This window comes from Bradyrhizobium sp. 21 (assembly GCF_023073335.1).
Lineage (GTDB): Bacteria > Pseudomonadota > Alphaproteobacteria > Rhizobiales > Xanthobacteraceae > Bradyrhizobium.
The window spans coordinates 37,865-59,400 of sequence record NZ_JADPJG010000023.1 but is presented as its reverse complement, the minus strand read 5'-3'; the positions used below and the strand labels follow the sequence as shown (position 1 = coordinate 59,400).

At 63.7% G+C, this 21,536-nt stretch carries 20 protein-coding genes; 6 read left to right on the top strand and 14 right to left on the bottom strand.

The window, feature by feature from the left end; all coding sequences use genetic code 11:
* Positions 1-30: 30 nt before the first annotated feature.
* Both IVB31_RS21005 and IVB31_RS21000 read right to left on the bottom strand, forming a co-directional pair.
* Positions 31-1,068 (bottom strand): hypothetical protein, encoded by a 1,038-nt coding sequence (locus IVB31_RS21005; protein ID WP_247326491.1) that lies wholly within the window; start codon positions 1,066-1,068, stop codon positions 31-33.
* Between the two features lie 331 nt (positions 1,069-1,399).
* On the bottom strand, positions 1,400-1,687 hold the full coding sequence (locus IVB31_RS21000) for a hypothetical protein (RefSeq protein ID WP_247326431.1): 288 nt from the start codon (positions 1,685-1,687) through the stop codon (positions 1,400-1,402).
* Positions 1,688-1,861: 174 nt separating this feature from the next.
* Here IVB31_RS21000 and IVB31_RS20995 point away from each other — a divergent pair, with 174 nt between their 5' ends.
* Complete coding sequence (locus IVB31_RS20995; RefSeq protein ID WP_247326426.1) at positions 1,862-2,671, top strand: extracellular solute-binding protein; 810 nt, start codon at positions 1,862-1,864, stop codon at positions 2,669-2,671.
* Here IVB31_RS20995 and IVB31_RS20990 read toward each other — a convergent pair.
* Together IVB31_RS20990 and pstS are read right to left on the bottom strand one after the other, a co-directional pair.
* Positions 2,645-3,343 (bottom strand): ABC transporter permease, encoded by a 699-nt coding sequence (locus tag IVB31_RS20990; RefSeq protein WP_247326420.1) that lies wholly within the window; start codon positions 3,341-3,343, stop codon positions 2,645-2,647. The two genes, IVB31_RS20995 and IVB31_RS20990, sit on opposite strands and share 27 nt — an antisense overlap.
* Positions 3,344-3,612: 269 nt before the next feature.
* Positions 3,613-4,668: a phosphate ABC transporter substrate-binding protein PstS gene (gene pstS / locus IVB31_RS20985; protein ID WP_247326418.1), complete on the bottom strand. Its 1,056-nt coding sequence runs from the start codon at positions 4,666-4,668 to the stop codon at positions 3,613-3,615.
* 339 nt (positions 4,669-5,007) lie between these two features.
* Here pstS and IVB31_RS20980 point away from each other — a divergent pair, with 339 nt between their 5' ends.
* The 4 genes from IVB31_RS20980 (at position 5,008) to IVB31_RS20965 (ending at position 9,198) form a co-directional block, all read left to right on the top strand.
* Positions 5,008-5,919: a 3-hydroxybutyryl-CoA dehydrogenase gene (locus IVB31_RS20980; protein WP_346730884.1), complete on the top strand. Its 912-nt coding sequence runs from the start codon at positions 5,008-5,010 to the stop codon at positions 5,917-5,919.
* A 68-nt stretch (positions 5,920-5,987) separates the two neighbouring features.
* Positions 5,988-6,452 (top strand): group III truncated hemoglobin, encoded by a 465-nt coding sequence (locus tag IVB31_RS20975; RefSeq protein ID WP_247326412.1) that lies wholly within the window; start codon positions 5,988-5,990, stop codon positions 6,450-6,452.
* Between the two features lie 244 nt (positions 6,453-6,696).
* A complete protein-coding gene (locus IVB31_RS20970; protein WP_247326410.1) occupies positions 6,697-7,350 on the top strand; it encodes a Rieske 2Fe-2S domain-containing protein in 654 nt (217 codons plus the stop codon).
* 123 nt (positions 7,351-7,473) lie between these two features.
* Positions 7,474-9,198, top strand: coding sequence for a methanol/ethanol family PQQ-dependent dehydrogenase (locus tag IVB31_RS20965; RefSeq protein ID WP_247326408.1), 1,725 nt, complete (start codon positions 7,474-7,476; stop codon positions 9,196-9,198).
* Between the two features lie 220 nt (positions 9,199-9,418).
* On the opposite strand, the gene IVB31_RS20960 is transcribed toward IVB31_RS20965, so the two are convergent.
* From IVB31_RS20960 to xoxF5, 7 genes are all read right to left on the bottom strand, one after another.
* The gene (locus tag IVB31_RS20960) at positions 9,419-9,679 is read right to left on the bottom strand and encodes a hypothetical protein (RefSeq protein WP_247326405.1); all 261 of its coding nucleotides are present in this window, start codon (positions 9,677-9,679) and stop codon (positions 9,419-9,421) included.
* A 57-nt stretch (positions 9,680-9,736) separates the two neighbouring features.
* Entirely contained in the window at positions 9,737-12,049 is a 2,313-nt protein-coding gene (locus IVB31_RS20955) for a molybdopterin cofactor-binding domain-containing protein (protein ID WP_247326403.1), read from the bottom strand.
* A 1-nt stretch (position 12,050) separates the two neighbouring features.
* On the bottom strand, positions 12,051-12,503 hold the full coding sequence (locus IVB31_RS20950; RefSeq protein WP_211387055.1) for a (2Fe-2S)-binding protein: 453 nt from the start codon (positions 12,501-12,503) through the stop codon (positions 12,051-12,053).
* 618 nt (positions 12,504-13,121) lie between these two features.
* Positions 13,122-13,685, bottom strand: coding sequence for an S-(hydroxymethyl)glutathione synthase (gene gfa / locus IVB31_RS20945; RefSeq protein WP_247326373.1), 564 nt, complete (start codon positions 13,683-13,685; stop codon positions 13,122-13,124).
* A gap of 34 nt (positions 13,686-13,719) precedes the next feature.
* Complete coding sequence (locus IVB31_RS20940; protein WP_247326371.1) at positions 13,720-14,829, bottom strand: S-(hydroxymethyl)glutathione dehydrogenase/class III alcohol dehydrogenase; 1,110 nt, start codon at positions 14,827-14,829, stop codon at positions 13,720-13,722.
* Positions 14,830-14,890: 61 nt separating this feature from the next.
* Positions 14,891-15,382 carry a c-type cytochrome, methanol metabolism-related gene (locus IVB31_RS20935; protein WP_247326489.1) on the bottom strand — a complete coding sequence of 164 codons (492 nt, stop codon included), beginning with the start codon at positions 15,380-15,382 and terminating at the stop codon, positions 14,891-14,893.
* A gap of 109 nt (positions 15,383-15,491) precedes the next feature.
* Positions 15,492-17,294, bottom strand: coding sequence for a lanthanide-dependent methanol dehydrogenase XoxF5 (gene xoxF5 / locus IVB31_RS20930; protein WP_247326360.1), 1,803 nt, complete (start codon positions 17,292-17,294; stop codon positions 15,492-15,494).
* 514 nt (positions 17,295-17,808) lie between these two features.
* Between xoxF5 and IVB31_RS20925 the strand changes: the two genes are divergently transcribed.
* Positions 17,809-18,777, top strand: coding sequence for a helix-turn-helix domain-containing protein (locus tag IVB31_RS20925; RefSeq protein ID WP_247326358.1), 969 nt, complete (start codon positions 17,809-17,811; stop codon positions 18,775-18,777).
* A gap of 68 nt (positions 18,778-18,845) precedes the next feature.
* Here the strand turns inward: IVB31_RS20925 and IVB31_RS20920 are convergent, their stop codons facing one another.
* The 3 genes from IVB31_RS20920 to IVB31_RS20910 all read right to left on the bottom strand — a co-directional run bounded on the left by IVB31_RS20920 (position 18,846) and on the right by IVB31_RS20910 (position 21,519).
* On the bottom strand, positions 18,846-19,271 hold the full coding sequence (locus IVB31_RS20920) for a hypothetical protein (RefSeq protein WP_247326356.1): 426 nt from the start codon (positions 19,269-19,271) through the stop codon (positions 18,846-18,848).
* A 130-nt stretch (positions 19,272-19,401) separates the two neighbouring features.
* Entirely contained in the window at positions 19,402-20,391 is a 990-nt protein-coding gene (locus tag IVB31_RS20915) for a tripartite tricarboxylate transporter substrate binding protein (RefSeq protein WP_247326354.1), read from the bottom strand.
* A gap of 105 nt (positions 20,392-20,496) precedes the next feature.
* Positions 20,497-21,519 (bottom strand): FUSC family protein, encoded by a 1,023-nt coding sequence (locus IVB31_RS20910; RefSeq protein ID WP_247326352.1) that lies wholly within the window; start codon positions 21,517-21,519, stop codon positions 20,497-20,499.
* Positions 21,520-21,536: the final 17 nt, after the last annotated feature.

Below are 21,536 nucleotides of genomic sequence, written 5' to 3'. Positions count from 1 at the left end.
GCGCGCATCGTCGCCCAAGATAACGAGGGATCAGGCGAGAGCGGCCTGGCGTTCCCGCATGGGTTCGCGGACCCGCTCGGGTTTTCCGGGCTCGGCGAGGGAGGTGAAGCTGCGGTGGCCCGCCAGCACGGGCGGCTCGATGATGACACCTTCGCAGACGATCTGTCCGCCGAGCATCCTGAATTCCAGTTTGTCGTAGCGCGGCATCGTCTCGCCGGGCGCGGGCGGCAGCAGCCCGACGCTCCCCTGGATGTTCAGCGTGGCATCGCCAGTGCCGTGAAGCCGCGAATTCCACATCCTGATCCCGGTTTCCGTCCAACGCTGCCGGATCAGCGCCGCGCGGTCGACGGGCTCTGCGGCTCTCGCGCGAGCTTTCGGTGCGCTGCGGATCTCGGGAGAAGGAGACACGAGGGCCGGAGCCGGCTCGATAGTTGTGAAGACGCCGGGCGTCTCGATGGAGTCTTCCGCGGCAACGGGAGAGAGATCGCTGTTGATGCTGTCCTCAGGGACATGTTCCGGCGAGACTTCGCAATCGGCGAACGCGACACGCGTGTCGTCGAGAATCGAGCGAGTTTCCACATCGACGGCAGGGGAATGATCGTCGTTGACCACGAGCGCGGTGACGTCAACCGGAGTGACCTCGACAACATCGTCCGCGGGTTCGGGAGATGGATCGCTGTTGATGACGAGTTCGAGGACGTCGGCCGGCTCACGCTCGACGTCGATGGTCGCGACCGAAGCTTCCTCCACGACGACCGGCTCGACTTCCGCCGCCGTCTTCCGGAATGAATCGTCGCTGCCGATGGTATCGGCCGTCGCTTCCGACGGGCTCTCCGCGAGAACGGGTCCGGCGGTCTCGTCTTCGGCGGCTGAAGCCCCGACCGCGACGTCGCAGTTCAACGTATCCGCGCTGATGCTGGTGTCCAGAGCCGAAGCGTCTTCTAAAATGCCGGCAACGAGGCCGGGCGAGGCGTCTGCGGCATCAGGCGCGACCTGGATGCTACCGCCGTGCGGTGCGGGCCGAAGCCGGGTGAACGCCCATTTCACCGCGGGGATGCGGCGCAGCAACGATATCAGTCTCGAAAGCACTGGGAGTTGTCCAAGAGGTACTCGGCTTGAGGCCATCGCTGATTCGCCAGCAATGTAAAAATCCCCGGCTGTCACACTGATGTCAATGTAGGTGGGACCAATTGCAGAACATCCACGCTTTCAGAGCGCGCGGCTGCGATTTAGCCGGCGTGGAATGCTGACGTGACTGCAATCCAAGGTGCAGGAGCGCCAATACGCGTCGCTCGACACCAGGAACTTCGCGCAGGAGATCGGCGACGACAAGCTTTGACGACGCGCGACGTCTGGAGAGGGACGATCGCCCCTCTCCAGATTTCCGATCGCTGCCGGCCTATTTCCCAGAGCCTGCGCCACCGCCGGCCTGGCTGCCCATGTTATTGGTGTTACTGCCACCGGCGCTCGGAGCCTGCTTGCCCTTGCTGTCGGCGGCCTCGTTCTGCATGTTCGACGACGCGCCGGTCGTCATGCCCTTGGTCGCGGGGCCTCTCGAGGAAGGGCCGACGTCGCCTTGACCGGATGCACCTTGGCCGGATGCGCCGGGAGCGGGTTGTGTCTGCGCCAAGGCACCGCCGGTCACCAGCGCCATGATGCATGCGGATGCCAAAATGATCTTCTTCATCTGGTTTCCTCCTGGGTTGACTTGAAGACAACTTGCGCGCGGAGCGGACGTTCCTCACAGGGGAGCGCCGCGAGGATCATGACCAGGCGCGTTGCGGCGAATGTCGGCGGTTCCCTCCGCGGCTCCACTAGCCGCGGGGTTTGGCACATCCGGCATCTGGTGTAAGGACGAGGCATGAAAAGGATAATGACTCTCGGAGCGGTTCTGCTCTGGTCCACGATCGCATGCGCGCAGAATCGCACCATCACCGTGGCCTCGACGACGTCGACGGAACAGTCGGGGCTGTTCGGTTATTTGCTGCCGCTGTTCTCGAAGGCCGGAGGCATCGACGTGAAGGTCGTTGCCGTCGGCACGGGCCAGGCGCTCGACATCGGGCGGCGCGGCGATGCAGACGTCGTGTTCGTCCATGATCGGCCCGCCGAAGACAAGTTCATGTCCGAAGGCCACGGCGTGAAGCGCTTCGACGTCATGTACAACGACTTCGTCATTGTCGGACCGAAGAGCGATCCCGCGAACATCGCCGGCGGCAAGGACGTCACCGATGCGCTGCGCAAGATCGCGGCCGCGAAGGCGCCGTTCATCTCGCGCGGCGACAAGTCCGGCACCCACGCGGCCGAGCTGCGGCTGTGGAAGGACGCCGGCGTCGACCTCGGTGCAGGCAAGGACGGGTGGTATCGCGAGATCGGCCAGGGCATGGGGCCGGCGCTGAACATGGCGTCGTCGACGAATGCCTATCTGCTGTCGGACCGCGGCACCTGGCTGTCATTCAAGAACCGCGGCGAGCTTGCCGTCCTGACCGAAGGCGACAAGCGGCTGTTCAACCAGTACGGCGTCATGCTGGTCAATCCGGCTAAGCATGTGAACGTGAAGGCGCAGGACGGGCAGGCCTTCATCGACTGGCTTGTCTCTGCGAAGGGGCAGGAGGCCATCGCCGGCTACAAGGTCGGGGGCGAGCAGCTATTTTTCCCCAACGCGTCCCACTAGCAGGAAGGCGACGGTCGACACGGCGACGCTGAGGGCGAGCAGGATCAGCCCTAGCCCGAGCGCCAGCGGCAGATCGCCCTTGCTGGTTTCCAGCGCGATCGCCGTCGTCATCGTGCGCGTGAAACCGCGGATGTTGCCGCCGACGATGAGGATGGCGCCGACCTCGGCGATCGCGCGCCCGAAGGCCGCCAGAAAGGCGGTCAGCAGCGAGGTCCGGCCCAGCGCGAACAGCAAGCCGATGCTGCGCAGCGTCGACAGCCCGTCGATCCGCGCGAGGTCACCATACTCCGCCCACAGCAGGCTCGCCGGCCGGTGCACGAGTGCGACCACGATCGGTGTAGCGAGCAGCGTCTGCGCGATCACCATGGCGGTCGGCGTGAACAACAGGCCGGCCGCCCCGAGCGGGCCGGACCGAGACAGCAGCAGATAGAGCGCGAGCCCGACCACGACCGGCGGAAGACCAAGAAAGGCATTGGTCAGGACGATGATGACCTGCCGCCCACGGAACCGGGTGATCGCAAGCAGGGCCCCGAACGGCGCGCCGATCAGCAGCGCAAGGATGCTGGCGGTCAGGCTGACGCGCACCGACAGGCCGACGATGCCAAGCAACTCGGCATCGGCTTCCCCGATCAGCGCGAACGCGGCGCCGATGGATCGCGCAAAATCGTTCATCCGTGCCTGAGCTTCGGCGCCCGCCACAAGGTCTTGAGTGCGTCGATTTCGGGGCTGCGGAGGTGTTTCACGTCTAATTCCCTGCAAGTATCGGAGTGCAAAGCCGCGCGCGGTCACGTTCGGCAGGCCCTTTGCGGCTCTGCCAGCCGCGGGGAGGCGTTTCCCGGCAGCAGGCCGATTGCAGAATACGCGCGTGGAGCGGTTTGGAAACCCGAATTTGACCGGAGATCATAGTCGCGGGCGGCGTGGCACGCGGTCCGCCGTCGGTCTCATCGTTTGACGGTGGCCGATGCCGAGACCGTCGGGGCCACCTCGATGCTCTGCTGCCAATAGCGCTCGATCTGGTCAATCAAGGCGGGCGGCAGCGAAACGTAGTTGAGCGTCTCGGCCTGCGGCTTTCCGTTCTCCAGCGACCAGCGGACGAAGTCGATGGCGGCCGCCGACCGCTCCGGGGATTTCGGTGCCTTCGGCATCAGCACGAACGTCGTGGCCGTGATCGGGTAGGCATCTTCGCCGGGCGCGTTGGTGAGCACCAGATGGAAATCCTTCTCGGCATTCCAGTCTGCACTCGAGGCCGCAGCCTGGAACGATGCGGCGTCGGGGACGACGAAATTGCCGGCCCTGTTCTGCACGACTCCAAACGAGATTCGATCCAGCCGCTGCAGAGCGTAGGTGTATTCGAGATAGCCGATCGCGCCGGGAACGAGGCTGACCAGCGACGCGACGCCGTCATTGCCCTTGCCGCCGAGCCCAAGCGGCCACTCGACCGAGGTGCCTTCGCCGACGCTCGTCTTCCATTGCGGGCTGACCTTCGCAAGGTAGTTCGACCAGTTGAATGTCGTGCCGGAGCCGTCGATGCGGTGAACCACGGTGATTGGCGTGTTCGGCAGCTTGATGTCGGGGTTGATCGCGCGAATGGCCGGATCGTTCCAGGATTTCAGCTTGCCGAGATAGATGTCGGCGAGCATGGGCCCGGTGAAGCGGATCTGGCCGGGCTTGATGCCGTCGATATTGACCACCGGCACGACGCCCCCGATCACGATCGGGAATTGCATCATGCCGAGCCTGTCGAGTTCCTTTGGATCGAGCGGCATGTCGCTCGCGCCGAAGTCGACGGCTTCCTTCTTGATCAGGCCGACGCCGATGCTGGAGCCGACGGCTTGGTAGCTGACGACGTTTCCGGTCTTTGTCTTGTATGCGTCGATCCATTTCGCCATCACGGGCGAAACGAAGGTTGAGCCGGCGCCTTTGGTCTCGGCGGCGAGGCTTTGCGTGGCGACGAGCAGAGCGGTGAGGACGATTGGGAGCCTGATATGTTTGTTCATGTGCACGACGCTAACAGCTGGGGCGGGAAGCCCATGTGGTCTATGTCACAATAGCGTCGCGAAGCATTCGCACTGGCCATTGCGCAATCAATCTCATCATGCCGTTGGCGAGTCCGCGTCGTCCGTTTGGCGGAGATCGAGGGGCGAAGCGGCCGGTTTCCGTCGCTCTTCCGTCGCCAGGCAACGGGGCAAGGAGCAGGCGCAAATTCTGGGCAAACCGCCCGCCGAGCCGCCGAATCGTCCCGTTTCGCGACTGAATGGCGGCTTTATTCCCGGCTTGGATGCTTTAAGGAAGGGCAGGATCAGGTCGCAGCCGCCCGGTGGCGGTGCTAAAACCTGATGCAGGAACAATGGGGCCGGGCCGGCTGGCACACCCGCAAGGATGAAGGAAGTGACGTAATGATCCAGACCGTTGGCATCATCGGGGCAGGGACCATGGGGAACGGCATCGCGCAGATCTCTGCCGCGGCCGGGCTCTCGGTCGTGATGGTCGACATATCCGATGCGGCGGTGAGCCGTGGTGTCGCCACCGTCGGCGGCAGCCTCGAGCGCCTGGTCAAGAAGGAGAAGATGTCGGCGGCGGATCGCGACGCCACGCTCAAACGTATCACCGGCACGACCGATCGCACCAAGCTTGCCGATTGCGACCTCGTCATCGAGGCTGCGACCGAGAATGAGGAGCTCAAGGTCAAGATCCTGAAGGACCTCTGCGCGACGCTGTCGCCGCGCACGCTGCTTGCGACCAACACCTCGTCGATCTCGATCACGAAGCTTGCTGCGGCGACCGATCGTCCCGACCGCTTCATCGGCATGCACTTCTTCAACCCGGTGCCGGTGATGGCGCTGCTGGAACTCATCCGCGGCCTGCAGACCTCCGACGACACCCATGCCAAGGCGCTGGATTTCGCCCAGCGCGTCGGCAAGGTGGCGATTACTGCCAAGAACAGCCCGGGCTTCGCAGTCAACCGCATCCTGTGCCCGATGATCAACGAGGCGATCTTCGCGCTCCAGGAGGGAATTGCGACGGCGGAAGAGATCGATGCCGGCATGAAGCTCGGCTGCAACCATCCGATCGGGCCGCTGGCGCTGGCCGATCTCGTCGGGCTCGACACCATGCTGTCGGTGATGGAGGTCTTCTACAAAGGCTTCAACGACCCCAAATACCGTCCGGCCCCCTTGCTCAGGGAAATGGTCGATGCCGGCCATCTCGGCCGCAAGACCGGGCAGGGTTTTTACACTTACGGCACCTGATATTGGCGCCGGGCGGCGGGCGTTCAGCACCCGCCGCCCGGCCCCCCACTACGGAACGGACAGCAAGAATGTCGGATCGACTGAAGGCAGAGCGCGAGGCGGCGGCCGCGCGGCGGAACCTGCTGACCCGGGACGCGATCGAGCGCACCGGGATCACCGAAGAGATGATCGGGGAACTCGTCACGAACTTCTACGGCCGCGTGCGCGAGGACGCGCTGCTGGGGCCGGTGTTCGCGATCGTTCAAAATTGGGACGAACATCTCGTCAAGCTCAGGGATTTCTGGTCCTCGGTCGTGCTGATGAGTGGCCGTTACCATGGCTCGCCGATGCGGGCGCATATGCCGCTGAGCCTCGCCGGCGATCATTTCGACCGCTGGCTCGATCTGTTCGAACAGACCGCACGCGAAATCTGCCCGCCCGCGGCGGCCGCTCTCTTCATCGACAAGGCGCGCCGCATCGCCGACAGTTTTGAAATGGCGTCGGCGACCGTCGCGGGCCGCATCGCTTCGCCGCGTCACGTGCTCAGGTCGTGACATACAAAATGCCTGCCTGAGATATGCGCAAGCTCATCGCGCGATGGCGCGGCGCACCAATTCCAACATCATCGGTCTGGTCTGCAAAATCATCATGCGAAGCGCGCGGTGTGACGTTGAAATTGCAAAAACGCGTTTGAATGCGTTCATTCCAGCTCAATCAAAGCGAGTAAAGACATATTGATGCACTGCGGCGCCAATTCTTCGCCTTTTTTTCGGCAGAGTTCCAGCGCCTGCTGTGTGCATGTCGCGCGCATTGTTCAACACCACTACCTCATCTTCCGAGAGCACCGCGGAACCTGAAATCGACGCGGGCACAGAGCAGACGCGGCGAACGCTTCTGCTTGGCGCGCTCGCGACCACCGCCTGTCTTGGTTGTTCGACGCAAGTGCATGCCGGCGAGGATCCGCCTGGCGCGGATGAGCGGCCGCAGAAGGGTGATCTGCTCGTCTTCTCCGAGGGAGATCGGGAAGGGAAGCCCATTGCCGCAGCCGATTTGTCGGTGGGTGGACCGCCGGTGCATGCCTGGCCGAAGGATCCGAAGACGTCGGTGGTGCGCAGCGCCTCGCGCCTCAATGAGATCCTGATCATCCGGCTCGATCCCGCCGAGTTCGACGAGCAGACGAAAGCACGTGCCGTCGACGGCATCGTCGCCTATTCGGCAATCTGCTCGCACGCCGGCTGTCCCGTCACCGCCTGGATGAAGAGCGATGTCGGCGACAAGGAGGTGTTGAAGTGCATGTGCCACAACTCCGAATACGATCCTCGCGCGGGCGCGCAAGTCGTGTTCGGGCCGGCGCCGCGACGGCTCGCCGCGCTGCCGCTGGCGCTCGCTGACGGCTCGCTCAGCGTCGCGGGCAACTTTCTCGGAAAGGTAGGTGGCGTGCAGCCAGGATGACGTGCGGGATGTGCCCGCGTTACGAAAGGCCGCATCCGCCGAGGGGCGGACGACGGGACGAACGACAAGAATTAAGACAAGAATTCAAACAAGAATTCAAACGAATGAAAAAGGGGAACGTTCATGACCAGGAAGCAATGGTACCTGTCCGGCTTTGTCGCCTTCACCTGTCTTGCCTCGACCGCCGCGATCGCCGGACCGATCGAAACCTACGCGCCTGTCACCCAGCAGCGCCTGGAGAATCCGGAACCCAGCAATTGGATGCTCTATCGGCGCACCTATGACGGGCAGGGCTACAGCCCGCTCGACCAGATCAACACCTCTAACGTAAAAAATCTCACGCCGGTCTGGACCTTCGCCACCGGCGTCGTCGAGGGCCACGAGGCGCCGCCGATCGTCAACAACGGCGTCATGTTCGTGGCGACCCCGATGGGTCAGGTGATCGCGCTGAACGCCAAGACCGGCGACGAATATTGGCGCTACAAGCGGCAGCTCCCCGATGATCTCTTCCAGTTGCATCCGACCAGCCGCGGCGTCGGCCTCTGGGAGGACAAGCTCTATCTCGCCACCACCGACGATCATGTCGTGGCGCTCGACGCCAAGACCGGCAAGGTGGTGTGGGACACCAAGGTGCAGGACTACAAGAAGGGCCAGTACATGACCCTGATGCCGCTGATCGTCGACGGCAAGGTCATTGTCGGCGGCTCCGGCGGCGAGTTCGGCGTGCGCGGCTATGTCGTCGCCTATGATGCCAAGGACGGCAAGGAGCTGTGGCGGACCTACACCATTCCCGGCGAGGGCGAGCCCGGGCACGACACCTGGCAGGGCGACGATTGGAAGAACGGCGGCGGCTCGGCCTGGATGACCGGCAATTACGACAAGGAAACCAAGACGATCTATTGGGGTGTCGGCAACGCAGCACCCTGGCCGGGCGAGATGCATGCCGGCGACAATCTCTACACGTCGTCGGTGCTCGCGCTCGATCCGAACAACGGCAAGATCAAGACCTATCACCAATACCACCAGAACGATTCCTGGGATTGGGACGAGGTCGAGGCGCCGATGCTGATCGATCTGCAACGCGACGGCCGCAGCATCAAGAGCCTGGTCCATCCCGGACGCGACGCGATCTTCTGGGTGCTCGAGCGGACGCCGACCAAGATCAACTATGTCGCCGGCTGGCCGTTCGTCGCAACCGACGTCTGGAAGGGCATCGATGAGAACGGCAAACCGATCGTCGATCTCGCACACAAGCCGGTGGTCGGCAAGCGCGTGGAGTTCTGTCCGTCGCTGTGGGGCGGCAAGGACTGGCCTTCGGCGGCCTACAGCCAGAAGACCGGCCTCGTCTATGTGCCCGCCAACGAAAACTTCTGCGGCGGGTTTACCGGCGAGAAGCTTCCGCTCAAGCCCGGCGAGCTCTGGCTCGGCACCAAGCCGGAGGACATCGGCCTGAAGACCAAGCCCGGCGCGGATCATTTCGGCGAGCTTCAGGCTTGGGATCCGGCCACCGGCAAGAAGGTGTGGCAGCACGACTTCCCGAAATCGCAGCTGTTCGGCTCGGTGACCGCGACCGCGGGCGATCTCGTCTTCGTCGGCGGCACCAACGACCGCAACTTCCGTGCCTTCCACGCCAAGACCGGCGAACTGTTGTGGGAGCAGAAGACCAACTCCGGCATCATGGGCATGCCGTCATCCTATGAGATCGACGGCACGCAATACATCGCGATCCAGTCGGGGTGGGGCGTGGATGCGCAGCGCATCCAGGATGCACTCGTGACCAACAATATCGGTATCGAAGCCAACGTGCCGCAGGGCGGCGTGATCTGGGTGTTCGCGCTGAAGAAATAGGCTCCGCTGGCGGATCGAAAGAAGCGGAGTGTCAGGGGGCAATGCGGCGGGCGGCAACGTCCGCCGCACTTTGCCTGGATGATACGATTGCTGCGCGTCCATGAAGGATCGTCATGCCCGGCCTGTCACGGGCATCCGCGGTCTTCGTGTCACAGCAAAGGTCGTTGATGGCCGGGACAAGCCCGGCCACGACGATGCGCTCGCGCGCAATGCCAGATTGCTACTTCCCCTCGCGCTCGACCTTGTCCTTTTCCTTCTGATTCATCTCGCGAACCTTGGGATCGGGATTGTGCTGCCCGGTGGTCTGGGTGGTCGAGGGCGGCGTGGCATTGGCGTTGGGCAGGGAGTTCTGGTCCGGCGTGCTGGGGCGCGTCGCCGTTGTCGGCGGCGTGGCGTTGCTCTGTGCGTATGCGCCAGTGGCCGTCAAAAGAAAGGCGCTCGACAGCAATGAGACTGCGAGCGCCTTTGAGATATGGGTCATCGATCTGCTCCTGTCAGATCGATGGAAACGACGCGGAGCCGTCTTATGTTCCGCCGCTCACGCCTCCAATTGCTTGCCGAGCGGAAGGCTGCGGATGCGCTTTCCGGTCGCCGCGAAGATGGCGTTCATCAGCGCCGGCGCGAACGGCGGGACGCCGGGCTCGCCGACGCCGCTCGGCGGCGTGTCGGGTCCAGGCGGCACGATGTAGACATTGGTGACCACAGGGGATTCATCCATCCTGAGGACCTGGAAGTCGTCAAAGTTCTTCTGCTCCACCTTGCCGTCCTTGAAGCTGATCTCGCCGTATTTGGCGAGGCTCAGGCCCATGATCGCCGCGCCCTCGATCTGCGAGGCGATGCGCTCCGGGTTGACATAGGTGCCGCAGTCGATCGCGGTGTCGACCCGCGGCACCGTCAGCTTGCCCTTGTCGTCGACGGCTACCTCGACGATGGTCGCGATGTAGCTGACGAAGCTGCGGTGCACGGCGATGCCGAGGCCATGGCCCTTGGGTACCTGACGCCCCCATTCGCCCTTCTCGGCGACCAGCTCGACCACCTTGCGCAGGCGCGCGGTGTCGATCGGGTAGCTGTCGAGGGGCTCGCCGTAGTTCCACATGTCCTTCACCGCCGGCTTGACGATGCGCGGGCTGCCGATCAGCGCGAGCAGCGTCTCCTTCTGGTCGCGGCCGGTCGCTGCTGCGATCTCGCCGACCATCGACTGTACCGCGAAGGCGCGCGGGATGTTCGAGACCGAGCGGAACCAGCCGATGCGGGTAAACGCCGCGGCTTCCGGGTTCTCGCAAGAGATGTTGGCGATCTCGAACGGCATGTCGACGAGGCCCATGCCGAGCTCGAAGGGCGCCTCGTGCTTTGCACCCGCGGCGAAAGTCGAGGCGATGCTGGGCGCCACGCTGCGATGGCGCCAGGCGACCACCTTGCCGCTCTTGTCGAGCCCCGCCTCGATCCGCTCGACCGAAACGGTGTGCAGGAAGTCGTGGCGGACGTCGTCCTCACGCGTCCACTGCACCTTGACGGGCGCGCCGAGCTCCTTCGACAGCAGCGCGGCCTCGAGCGCGAAATCGCATTTCGACTTGCGGCCGAAACCGCCGCCGAGCAGGGTGACGTTGACCGTGACATTGCCCTCGGGAATGCCGAGGGTCTTTGCGACGTCCTCGCGCGTGCCGCCCGGGCTCTGCACCGGCGCCCAGATCTCCGCCTTGTCACCCTTGACGTCGGCGACCGCCACCGGCGGCTCCATGCTGACATGGGCGAGGTGCGGCAGATAATATTCGCCAACGATGATCTTGTCGGCGCCCTTCAGGGCAGCGTCGGCGTCGCCTTCCTGGCGCACGACGAGGCCCGGTTTTCGCGAGGCTTCCTCGAGCTCCTTGCGGTAGGCGACGGAGTCGTATTTGCCGTTGGCGCCGTCGTCCCAGGTCAGCTTCAGCGCGTCGCGGCCCTTGATCGCCGCACCGGTGTTGCGCGCGATCACGGCGACGCCGCCGAGCGGCTGGAATTTCGACGGCCACGGCCAACCGCGCACCTGCATCACCTTCTCGACGCCCGGGACCTTCAGCGCCGCGTCCGAATCGAACGAGACCAGCTTGCCGCCTGTTACCGGCGGGCGCGCGATCACGGCATATTTCATGCCGGGCAAACGCACATCGGCGCCGTAGCGCGCCTTGCCGGTGGTGATGTCGTGGAGATCGACGATGCCGACCTGGCCCTTGCCGAGATAGCGGAAGTCCTTGGGGTCTTTCAGCTTGAGGCCTTCGATGCTCGGCACCGATTCCTTGGCGGCGTCGGCTGCGAGTTCGCCGAAGCCGAGCTTGCGGCTGGTGGCGCTATGGACGACCTCGTGATTGACGGCTTTCACCTCGGTCGCCGGCACGCCCCAGCGCTTGGCCGCGGCCTGTTCCAGCATGGTGCGCGCGGAGGCGCCGATCTGGCGCATCGGCATCAGATAATGCCGTGTGCTGCGCGAGCCGTCGGTGTCCTGGTTGCCGAACTTGACCTCGTCGCCATGGGCCTGCTGTACCTTGACCTTGGCCCAGTCGGCCTCCATCTCCTCGGCCACGATCAGCGGCAGGCTGGTGCGCACGCCGGTGCCCATCTCGGCGCGGTGGGCGAGGATGGTGACGGTGCCGTCGGGCGCGATCGCGACGAACACGCGCGGATCGACCACGACGCCATGCGGCATCTTGCCGGCGCCGGTCTCATAGGCGAACGCCTGGCGCGACATCACGGGGGCGGCGAGCACGAAGCCGCCGGTGATGCCGAGCCCCTTGAGGATGCTGCGGCGCGAGACCTTCTCGACCTTGATGGGCTTTTCGAAGCCACGAAGCTTCGTCGGATTCTCGATGAAATTCATGTCACACTCCCGTCGATGCGAGATGGACCGCGTTCTCAATGCGCTGGTAGCAGCCGCAGCGGCAGATGTTGCCGGACATCGCTTCGCGGATCTGGTCGTGCGACGGCTTCGGGTTGTCCATCAAGAGCGCAGCCGCCTGCATGATCTGGCCCGCCTGGCAGAAGCCGCATTGGGGCACGTTGACCTGGCGCCAGGCCTTCTGCACGGGGTGATCGCCGTTCGGATGCAGTCCCTCGATCGTCGTCACCTCGCGGCCGGCGACGTCGTTGATCGACGTGATGCAGGAGCGCACGGCTTCCTTGTCGACGATGACCGTGCAAGCGCCGCACAGGGCCTGGCCACAGCCGAATTTGGTGCCGGTCAGCCCGGCCTCGTCGCGCAGGAACCAGAGTAGCGGGAGATCCGGGTCGCCGTCCCAGCTCTGTTCCTGGCCGTTGATCTTCACCTTGATCATGATCGTCCCTCGCTCTTCATAAGCATGAATTCAAATTGCCGATGTGTATCGGCGATGATTGACCTCGTCTCGCCGCATGCCTGCCGTCATCCCGCGCGGGCAAATCCCGGAGGGCAGCAGGAACGCCAATGGCGATGTCTGGATGTGCTCGATACCTCCCGTGTTGTTCTTTTTTGATTGAACTTCGCGGCATCGTGACGACGTGACCGTAGCAGAGATCGCGCCGGCCCAGCGTTCACAGCCGAGTGTTCTCATCGGGAAAAGATTGCATCGGCGGTTTGTCAAAAGCAGGGCGCGACATCACGCCACGCGCCTCGCGCGTCCGCAAATTGGGGCTGCAACGAAAAAAGCTTCGTCCGCCAGAAGAACTGGTGCGGACGAAGCAGGATGCCTCAGTCGAGGGAGGGAGAAACGCAAGGCTCCCGGACTTCAAGCAGGAAGCCGGCGGCCCTGCGCAGTCATTCAGAGACCAGGACTGAGGGAGCGGGCGGCCCTCGCATACGCAGAGTCGAGAAGCGGCGGCATCGCCGCGATTGTCCCGGGGCCGGACCCGTCCGGTTCGCTGGCGGTGGGGAACCAGCGAGCGGACGGGGCGCGGCAAACGTCAGGCGGCCTTGCTCAGGCGGCTTTGGCCTTCGCCACGTGGGTCGCGATCGCGTCCATCAGCGCCGGCGACAAGCAGTCATAGGGCTCGAGCCCGAGTTCCTTGAATCGGGCCCGTACGCCGGCCATCTGCTCCGGCTTCACGCCCGCTTCGATCACGGAGGAGACGAAGGCGGCGAATTGCGGTGCCGCCGAGCCCTGCTCCTGGAACAGTTCGGCGTGGATGAAGTCGAGGCCGTAGAACGGATGGTCCTTGTTCTCGATGCGGCCGTACATGTGCGTGCCGCAGGCCTTGCAGGCGTGGCGCTGGATTACCGCCGAGGGGTCGACGATCTGGAGCTTGTCGCCGTTCTCGAGCACGCTGACGTTCTGGCGTGGCACCACGGCGACAACCGAGAACATCGCGCCTTGCGGCTTCCAGCACTTGGTGCAGCCGCAGGCGTGGTTGTGGGCGACGTCGCCCTTCACCGCGACCTTGACCTTGTGGTCCGCGCATTTGCAGGCGAGCGTGCCGCCGGCAAAGCTGCCGCTGCCCTGTTTGAGGCCGTTATCGATCGAGGGATGGAGTGCAACAGTCATGGGTCGATCCTCCTTGGGGGTGACGCTTTTCGAACTAGAACACGACGACTGAACGGATGGATTTGCCCTCATGCATCAGCTCGAAGCCTTTGTTGATGTCTTCGAGCTTGAGCGTGTGGGTAATCATCGGGTCGATCTGGATCTTTCCGTTCATGTACCAGTCGACAATCTTCGGCACGTCTGTGCGGCCCCGCGCGCCGCCGAAAGCGGTGCCGCGCCAGTTTCGCCCGGTGACGAGCTGGAACGGGCGGGTAGCGATCTCCTTGCCGGATTCGGCAACGCCAATGATGATCGAGGTGCCCCAGCCACGATGGCAGGCTTCCAGCGCCTGGCGCATCACATTGGTGTTGCCGGTGCAGTCGAAGGTGTAGTCGGCGCCACCGTCGGTCAGGGTCACGAGATGCGGGACGATGTCGCCCGTGATCTTCTTGGGATTGACGAAATCGGTCATGCCGAACCGGCGTCCCCATTCCTCCTTGGAGTCGTTGATGTCGACGCCGATAATCTTGTCCGCGCCGGCCATCTTGGCGCCCTGGATCACGTTGAGGCCGATGCCGCCGAGCCCGAACACCACGACGTTGGAGCCCGGCTCGACCTTGGCGGTGTTGACGACGGCACCGACGCCGGTGGTGACGCCGCAGCCGATGTAGCAGCTCTTGTCGAACGGCGCGTCCTCGCGGATCTTGGCGACTGCGATCTCCGGCAGCACGGTGAAGTTCGAGAAGGTCGAGCAGCCCATGTAGTGGTAGATCGGCTTGCCCTTGTAGGAGAAGCGGCTGGTGCCGTCGGGCATCACGCCCTTGCCCTGCGTCGCGCGGATCGCGGTGCAGAGATTGGTCTTCTGGCTGAGGCAGCTTTTGCACTGCCGGCATTCCGGCGTGTAGAGCGGTATGACGTGGTCGCCCGGCTTCACCGAGGTCACGCCAGGACCGATCTCGCGGATGATGCCCGCGCCCTCATGGCCCAGGATCGACGGGAAGATTCCTTCGCTGTCGAAGCCGTCGAGCGTGTAGGCGTCGGTGTGGCAGATGCCCGTCGCCTTGATCTCGACCAGGACTTCGCCGACCTTCGGTCCTTCCAGATCGACTTCGACGATCTCGAGCGGCTTCTTGGCTTCGAAAGCGACGGCGGCACGTGTCTTCATCGTAAACTCCTCAAATTCTAGCAGGGCGCCAAGGACCAGGTCCTGGTCGGGCTCCGCACGTTCACTTCTTGTTGCCCATGCACGAATCTTCGTTCTTGGTATAGGCGTCGTTCTTGTCCTCGTGCTTGCCGGGTCGAGTGCGGTCCCAGGCCTCGTTGGAGCGGGCGCGCAGATAGACGTAGAGATCGTCCATATAGCAGGCGACGTTCGGGTTATCGCCGAAGGCCGGCATCACGTTCTCCGCGGCAGTCGAGATGTTCTTGCGGCCGGAGGCGACGACGCCGAGAAAATCGGCGTAGCTCATCGTCTTCAGCGAATCCTTCAGCGCCGGGGCGTAGGTCGAGCCCATTCCATCCGGGCCGTGACACACATGGCAGTCCGAGTGATAGCGGCGGTATCCGGAATAGGTGTACCAGTCCACAGACCCGTCGGTGACCTTGTAGGTTGGGTTGCCTTCCTTGTCGGACCATTCGCCGGTTTCGTTCTGCTTGACGGCGGTAGGATCACCTGAGCCGTCCGCGACGGCAATTCCCCCGGACGCAACCAAAAACATCGCAGCAATGGCAGAGCAGATTTTACGCAAGAGATTTTCCTCGGAAGGCATTCGGTGAGACGAACCGGCGCGTGGAGTAGATCCACGCGCCGGAGCGATGCTGAGAGGCCTAGTTGGGCAGCGAGAACACGGTCAGCGTACCGCCGAGTGCCGTGTAGCTGCTGAGCGCCGCGTAGCCGCCGACTGCGCCGAGACCTGCGGTCGGATCGGTCAGACCCGCCGCCAGACCGATACCGGCCCAGCCACCCACGCCGGAGAGCACTGCGATATACTGCTTGCCGCCGTTCTCATAGGTGGTGACGTTGCCGATGATACCGGAGGGAGTCTTGAACTTGTAGAGCTCCTTGCCGGTCTTGGCGTCGACTGCCTTCAGGTAGCCTTCGAGCGTTCCGTAGAACACCACGTTGCCCGCGGTTGCGAGTGCACCCGACCAGACCGAGAACTGCTCCTTGTTCGACCAGACGATCTTGCCGGTCTTGCCGTCCCAGGCGATGAAGTTACCCATATGGGTTTCACCCTGCGGCGGATACATCGAGAGCGTCGCACCCACATAGGGCTGGCCCGCGGTGTAGCTCACCTTGAACGGTTCGTAGTCCATGCAGACGTGGTTGGTCGGAACGTAGAACAGTTGCGTGTCCGGCGAGTAGGCTGCCGGCTGCTCGTCCTTGGTGCCGAGCGCGGCCGGGCAGATGCCCTTCACGTTGTGGTCCTCGCCCGCCTTGTCGGTCGAAGCTGTGTCGAGCACCTTCGGACGGCCATAGGTCGGCGAGTTCTTGTCCATGTCGACGCCGGAGGTCCAGTTCACCTTCGGATCGTACTTTTCGGCGACCAGAAGCTCACCGTTGACACGATCGAGCGTGTAGCCGAGGCCGTTGCGATCGAAGTGCGTCAGCAGCTTGCGCGGCTGGCCGTTGATCGCCTGATCCGAGAGGATCATCTCGTTGACGCCGTCATAGTCCCACTCGTCGTGGGGCGTCATCTGATAGACCCACTTGGCAACGCCCGTATCCGGGTTACGCGCCCAGATCGTCATCGACCATTTGTTGTCGCCGGGACGCTGCTTCGGATTCCAGGTCGAGGGATTGCCGGAGCCGTAGTAGACGAGGTTCAGCTCGGGATCGTAGGAGATCCAGCCCCAGGTCGCGCCGCCACCGATCTTCCATTGATCGCCTTGCCAGGTCTTGAGGCTGGAGTCCTTGCCGATCGGCTTGCCGAGCGCGGTGGTCTTGTCGTCGACCAGAAGCTGGTTATCCGGCCCTTCCGAGTATCCACGCCATGCCAGCTTGCCGGTCTTGATGTCGTAGGCGGACATATGGGCTTGAACGCCGAACTCGCCGCCGGAGATACCGATCAGCACCTTGTCCTTGACGACCATTGGGGCCGAAGTGCCGGTCTCGCCCTTGCTGGCGTCGCCATTCTTCGCGGTCCATGCCACCTGACCGCTCTTGGCGTCGAGCGCGACGAGCGTGGTGTCGGCCTGATGCAGGAAGATCTTGCCGTCGCCGTAGGCCAGGCCGCGGTTGACCGTATCGCAGCACATCACCGGGATGACATTCGGATCCTGCTTCGGCTCGTACTTCCAGACGATCTTGTTCTCGTTGGAAAGGTCAATAGCGTAGACCTTGTTCGGGAACGGTGTGTGGACGTACATCATGTTGCCGATGATCAGCGGGCCGCCTTCGTGGCCGCGCAGCACGCCGGTCGAGAAGGTCCATGCGACCTGGAGCTTGCCCACGTTTTGTGCGTTGATCTGGTTCAGTTTGGAATAGCGGGTGTTGGCGTAGTCGCCCGTCGGCATCACCCAATCTTTCGGGTTCTGCGACATCTTGAGCACTTCATCGTTGGCCGACGCGCTGCCGACGGCGAGAGCCGCCGCGGAGCCTAGATAGGCCGCCAGTAGTACCTTGCGCATAGTCATTCCTCCGTTGATTTCGTTTTATTGTTTCCGAAGCATTGCTTAATCGCCGGGCATTGCGTCCAGCGTCTGCTCGTGCAGGGCGGTCTCGTTTGGGACCAGAAACGATGCTGTGCTGTTCCTCCTCCGGATGAGAGCTACGGGTCCACGTGCAGGAGCGGCCCGTTCTTGTTGTTCCTGCTGCAATCCCTAACGACTTCGTCATCGGGAAACTTGCCCAAGAGAGAAGCTGGTTTGCTCGACAGCGCACGGACATGCAGTATTTGATTTTGCAGTAGCGAATTCAGCGGCTTCCGCATCGCTTTGGGGCCGCCTTCGACGCTGAGGTTCCCCTTGACGGGGCTACAACTAAGGCCGAGGATTAACTTTCAAGGGTGGCAATGGAACGATGGCGCTCGTTCCGGAAGATCGCTCAAAATCGAGGTAAACGTCACGCAATCATGGCTGAGGGCTCCGGCAGCGCTGGTCGTGATTCGCGTCGAATCTCCGGATCAAACCAGTGGCTGGATTAATGTCCGACACCATTCACACGCTCTCGACGACCGGCATGACGCCGAAGCGCCAGATCCAGAGCTGGATCGACGGGTTGACGAGCCTGTGTGGGCATTTCGACGTCGATCCGCTGGAGGCTTCTTCGCTCGAGGGCCGCATCGACTACACCAGCGTCTCGCGATTGAAGCTGTGCCAGATCGAAGTGAGCCAGCATCGCATCGCACACACGCTGGCACGCGCCAAGGCCAATGAACACCCCTATATCAAGATCCACTTCCAGACCTACGGCGTGTCCTATTTCGAGCAGGAAGGTCGCCACATCGAAATCAACCCGGGCGACATCATCGCCTATGACGTCTCCTGTCCGCATTCGATCATCAGTCCCGCCTTCACGCGCCACGACGTGGTGATCGTGCCGAAGGCGCTGCTGCGCGATCGCGGGTTTCCGTCGCAACGGATGCCGGCTTGCAAGCTGTCATCGAAGACGGGTACGGGACGGATCGCCCATGATTTCGTCCATGCGACCTTCGACGAGGCGGCCAAGCTGTCGGCGAACAGCGCGGTCGGCGTCGCCGATTCGCTGATCGACCTCTTGCTGTTGCCGCTGCGCGAGGCCGACACGATGCTAGACCGCGTCGGGCCCGAAGCGACGTATGTGCGCGCGCAATTCTTCATCCGCGAGCATTTGCGAGATCCGGATCTGTGCATCGACCAGATCTCCGCCGAGCTCGGCTGCTCCAAGCGCTATCTGCACATGCTGTTCTCCGAGCGCGGCACCACGGTGAGCGATTATATCTGGCAGGCGCGCCTCCAGAACTGCCGCCAGGAGCTTGAGGCCCACGCCGGCAAGACCATCACCGACGTCGCGTTCTCCTGGGGCTTCTCGAGCTCATCGCATTTCAGCCGGGTGTTCCGGAAATATTTTGGCGTGGTGCCGTCCTCGATCCACAAGGCGCAACAGGGCGCCGTTGCCGCGGGCGAGCATTAGGCGAACGCCACGCTGCGGCCGGTCGTCGACAGCAATGGCTTCCGGTCGTCACGCGCCCGCGACGTCTCTCACGCCGATATGGCAATGTAGGGAATGCTGGCCAGCAGAGCGGCAAGCAGGACCGCGTTGCACAGCATCCCGCTCCAATGCAGCCGGCGCAGCCGACGCGGCGCCTCAGTGTCGCCCGCATCCTCGGCGCTGAGCTGGTCGTCGATCCGCTGCATGAACCGGCGGCGTCCCCAGATCGCCAGGGCCGCGATCAGGCCAACGCCCATCGCGGCGATCGGACGACCGTCGAGCAGGAAGGCGACCATCCCGATGATTCCGGCCACGCGCATCACCAGGAAATGGGCGTTGAACATTCCCCGCAGCAGCTGGGCGACGGGCTGGATGTCCAGCCTCACCAGCAGGAAGGCGGGCGAAGCCAGCGTGAAATAGCCCATCGGAAAGAGCAGGATGATCATGACGGCTACGGCGACGCCATCGGGTGTCATGCGATCGGCCTTTTTTCGTCCGCGCCAGTGAGGTCTTCCGCCAGCGTCGCTTAATGGTAGCGGGAAAATGCGTTTCCGAAACTAGGCTTTGGTCGGATGCCGGCGCCGCGAAGGCGTGTTGCCTCGAGGTTCAGGCCGGCTCGAGGCCGAGCGACCGCGCGCTCTCGATCCAGATCGGCAGCTCGCGCTGATAGAGCGCGTTGGTTTCCTTGAAGCCGATCGCGGGTTCGAGCACGAACGTGTTGAGGACCTCCTTCACCTTCGGATCGCCGTTGGCGGCAACGCAGAGCTCCGCCAGGCGATCGACGACCGGCTGCGGCGTGGCCCTCGGCACGGCCCAGCCGGAGAAGCCGCTCACGGTGAAGAATTTCGACGTCGCCCCCTGCTCGGGAAGCGTCTTCACGTTCGGGATGGCGTCGACCTTCTTCGAATGCACCGCGAACACGGTCCCGCGGTCGCTCTGCAGGACGGATTGTGCCGCTGTGTAGCTGCCCATCGCGGCATCGAGCGTGCCCTCCAGCATGCCCGTCCACATCGGCGCTTCGCCGCGGTAGTGGACCGGCTCGATCGAGAGGCCGTACTGCTTGTTCAGCTCGTGGACCGTCATATGCGGGGCCGAACCCGCGCTATAGGTGCCGAAATTCACCTTGCCGCTCTTGCGGGCGAAGGCGACGAAATCCTCCAGCGTCCTGACGCCGGTTTTCGGGTTCGCCACCAGCAGAAGACCGGCGCCCGGAATGACGCTGACGAGCGACAGATCCTTGTCCATGTCGTAGCCGGGAGTCTTCATCACCACCCGGTTCATGATGTAGGTGGTCGAGATCGAGCACAGGATGGTGTGGCCGTCGGGCTCCGCGCGGGCGACCTCTGCGGTGCCGATCGCGCCCGCGGCGCCGGGCTTGTTCTCGACGACGACGGTCTTTCCGACCTGCTTGGAGATGAATTCGCCATAGGCGCGTGCGAGCAAATCGGTCTGTCCGCCGGCGGGATAGCTGCAAATCATGCGGATCTGCCGCGATGGCCACGCAGCTTGCGCCGAAGCGCTGCGCGAGACGAAAGGCATCGCGAGTACAGTGATGCCGGCGGCGATGAAGTGGCGGCGATCGAGTCGTGCGGACATGATTCTCTCCCGGATTTTTGCCGAAGGTACTGCATCAGTTCGCCTCTGCCATGGACGACAGGCGAGACAGATTGGCGCATCGATGAGGCGGTGCCCATTTCCGCGTCACCCCGGTGATCGTGCCCTTTGCATGACCCGTCGCCAGACGGTCTCGGTCAGGGCCACCGCAACGAGACCAAAGGTGCCGCCGATCAGCACGTTGACGATGCGCTGCTCCGCGATGCCGCTGGCGCCGCCGGCAAAGGATGCTGCCAGCGCAATGAAGAAGCAGCGCAGTCCGAAGCCGACGATATAGCGCGAGAACGAGATCAGCGTGAGGGTGGCCGCGAGAATCGCGACCGCATAGCCGATTCGGCTTGGCGGCAGCAGAAGGCCGGTAAGGAAGCCGAGCGGCACGCCGACGAAGGCGCCGATCGCCCGCTGCTTCAGCTTGCCGGTGGAAGCGGCGAGATCGCCGACCACGACGCTTGCGGCCGACCACATCACCCATTGCCCCTGCGCGAGATCGAGGATCTCGACCAGCGCCGCCGCGGCGAACACCGCCATGGCGGTTGCCGCTGCGGGCAGAAACCATTCGGCCGCGGGCGGTCCGAACGAGGTCGCGGCGTTGCCGCGTCGCCGCTGGTCGTAGATCTGGATAGAGCAGACCAGCGCCAGTGCAATCGGAGAGGAGACGATGATCGCGCCGGCATGACGCAGCGCTTCGGACGCACTGACGCCCTCCCGCACTTCGCAGGCGAGATAGACGGCGGGGATGAACACCCAATTGCCGAGGGTGCGGAAATGTTCGCCATGGCGCGTCCCCGCCACCGCAAGGAAGCCGGCAAGCGCGGTCAGCACGACGAATAGCGGCTTGATCGGCGCGGCGAGGAAGAGCGCGGCAAAGGTGACGAGGATGGCGAGGTAGTGCCACGCGATCACCTTTGGCGGAAAGTGCTGCCTGAGCGCGGGAATGAGCAGCGACACCGCGACCAGTCCCAGATTGAGCAGCGCCGTCTCGCGCGAGATGAAATAGGCGGCCACCGTCGGGCCGACGACGATCAGCGCCCGCACCAGCTCGCCGGTCTTGATTTCGCGGGCGAGGAGATCGCGCAGCCTTGCGGCGGTGGCGAGGGTCGGGGAAATCACCGGTGGCACCGAAAGGG

What these genes read in the sequence shown, in the direction of transcription:
- IVB31_RS20995 (WP_247326426.1), top strand. Translation starts at nt 1,862, where the DNA reads ATGAAAAGGATAATGACTCTCGGAGCGGTTCTGCTCTGGTCCACGATC.
- IVB31_RS20960 (WP_247326405.1), bottom strand. Translation starts at nt 9,679, where the DNA reads ATGACCCATATCTCAAAGGCGCTCGCAGTCTCATTGCTGTCGAGCGCC.
- IVB31_RS20970 (WP_247326410.1), top strand. Translation starts at nt 6,697, where the DNA reads ATGTCGCGCGCATTGTTCAACACCACTACCTCATCTTCCGAGAGCACC.
- xoxF5 (WP_247326360.1), bottom strand. Translation starts at nt 17,294, where the DNA reads ATGCGCAAGGTACTACTGGCGGCCTATCTAGGCTCCGCGGCGGCTCTC.
- IVB31_RS20955 (WP_247326403.1), bottom strand. Translation starts at nt 12,049, where the DNA reads ATGAATTTCATCGAGAATCCGACGAAGCTTCGTGGCTTCGAAAAGCCC.
- IVB31_RS21000 (WP_247326431.1), bottom strand. Translation starts at nt 1,687, where the DNA reads ATGAAGAAGATCATTTTGGCATCCGCATGCATCATGGCGCTGGTGACC.
- IVB31_RS20935 (WP_247326489.1), bottom strand. Translation starts at nt 15,382, where the DNA reads ATGTTTTTGGTTGCGTCCGGGGGAATTGCCGTCGCGGACGGCTCAGGT.
- IVB31_RS20965 (WP_247326408.1), top strand. Translation starts at nt 7,474, where the DNA reads ATGACCAGGAAGCAATGGTACCTGTCCGGCTTTGTCGCCTTCACCTGT.
- IVB31_RS20920 (WP_247326356.1), bottom strand. Translation starts at nt 19,271, where the DNA reads ATGACACCCGATGGCGTCGCCGTAGCCGTCATGATCATCCTGCTCTTT.
- IVB31_RS20950 (WP_211387055.1), bottom strand. Translation starts at nt 12,503, where the DNA reads ATGATCAAGGTGAAGATCAACGGCCAGGAACAGAGCTGGGACGGCGAC.
- IVB31_RS20975 (WP_247326412.1), top strand. Translation starts at nt 5,988, where the DNA reads ATGTCGGATCGACTGAAGGCAGAGCGCGAGGCGGCGGCCGCGCGGCGG.
- IVB31_RS20915 (WP_247326354.1), bottom strand. Translation starts at nt 20,391, where the DNA reads ATGTCCGCACGACTCGATCGCCGCCACTTCATCGCCGCCGGCATCACT.
- IVB31_RS20990 (WP_247326420.1), bottom strand. Translation starts at nt 3,343, where the DNA reads ATGAACGATTTTGCGCGATCCATCGGCGCCGCGTTCGCGCTGATCGGG.
- IVB31_RS20940 (WP_247326371.1), bottom strand. Translation starts at nt 14,829, where the DNA reads ATGAAGACACGTGCCGCCGTCGCTTTCGAAGCCAAGAAGCCGCTCGAG.
- pstS (WP_247326418.1), bottom strand. Translation starts at nt 4,668, where the DNA reads ATGAACAAACATATCAGGCTCCCAATCGTCCTCACCGCTCTGCTCGTC.
- IVB31_RS20925 (WP_247326358.1), top strand. Translation starts at nt 17,809, where the DNA reads ATGTCCGACACCATTCACACGCTCTCGACGACCGGCATGACGCCGAAG.
- gfa (WP_247326373.1), bottom strand. Translation starts at nt 13,685, where the DNA reads ATGACTGTTGCACTCCATCCCTCGATCGATAACGGCCTCAAACAGGGC.
- IVB31_RS20980 (WP_346730884.1), top strand. Translation starts at nt 5,008, where the DNA reads ATGCAGGAACAATGGGGCCGGGCCGGCTGGCACACCCGCAAGGATGAA.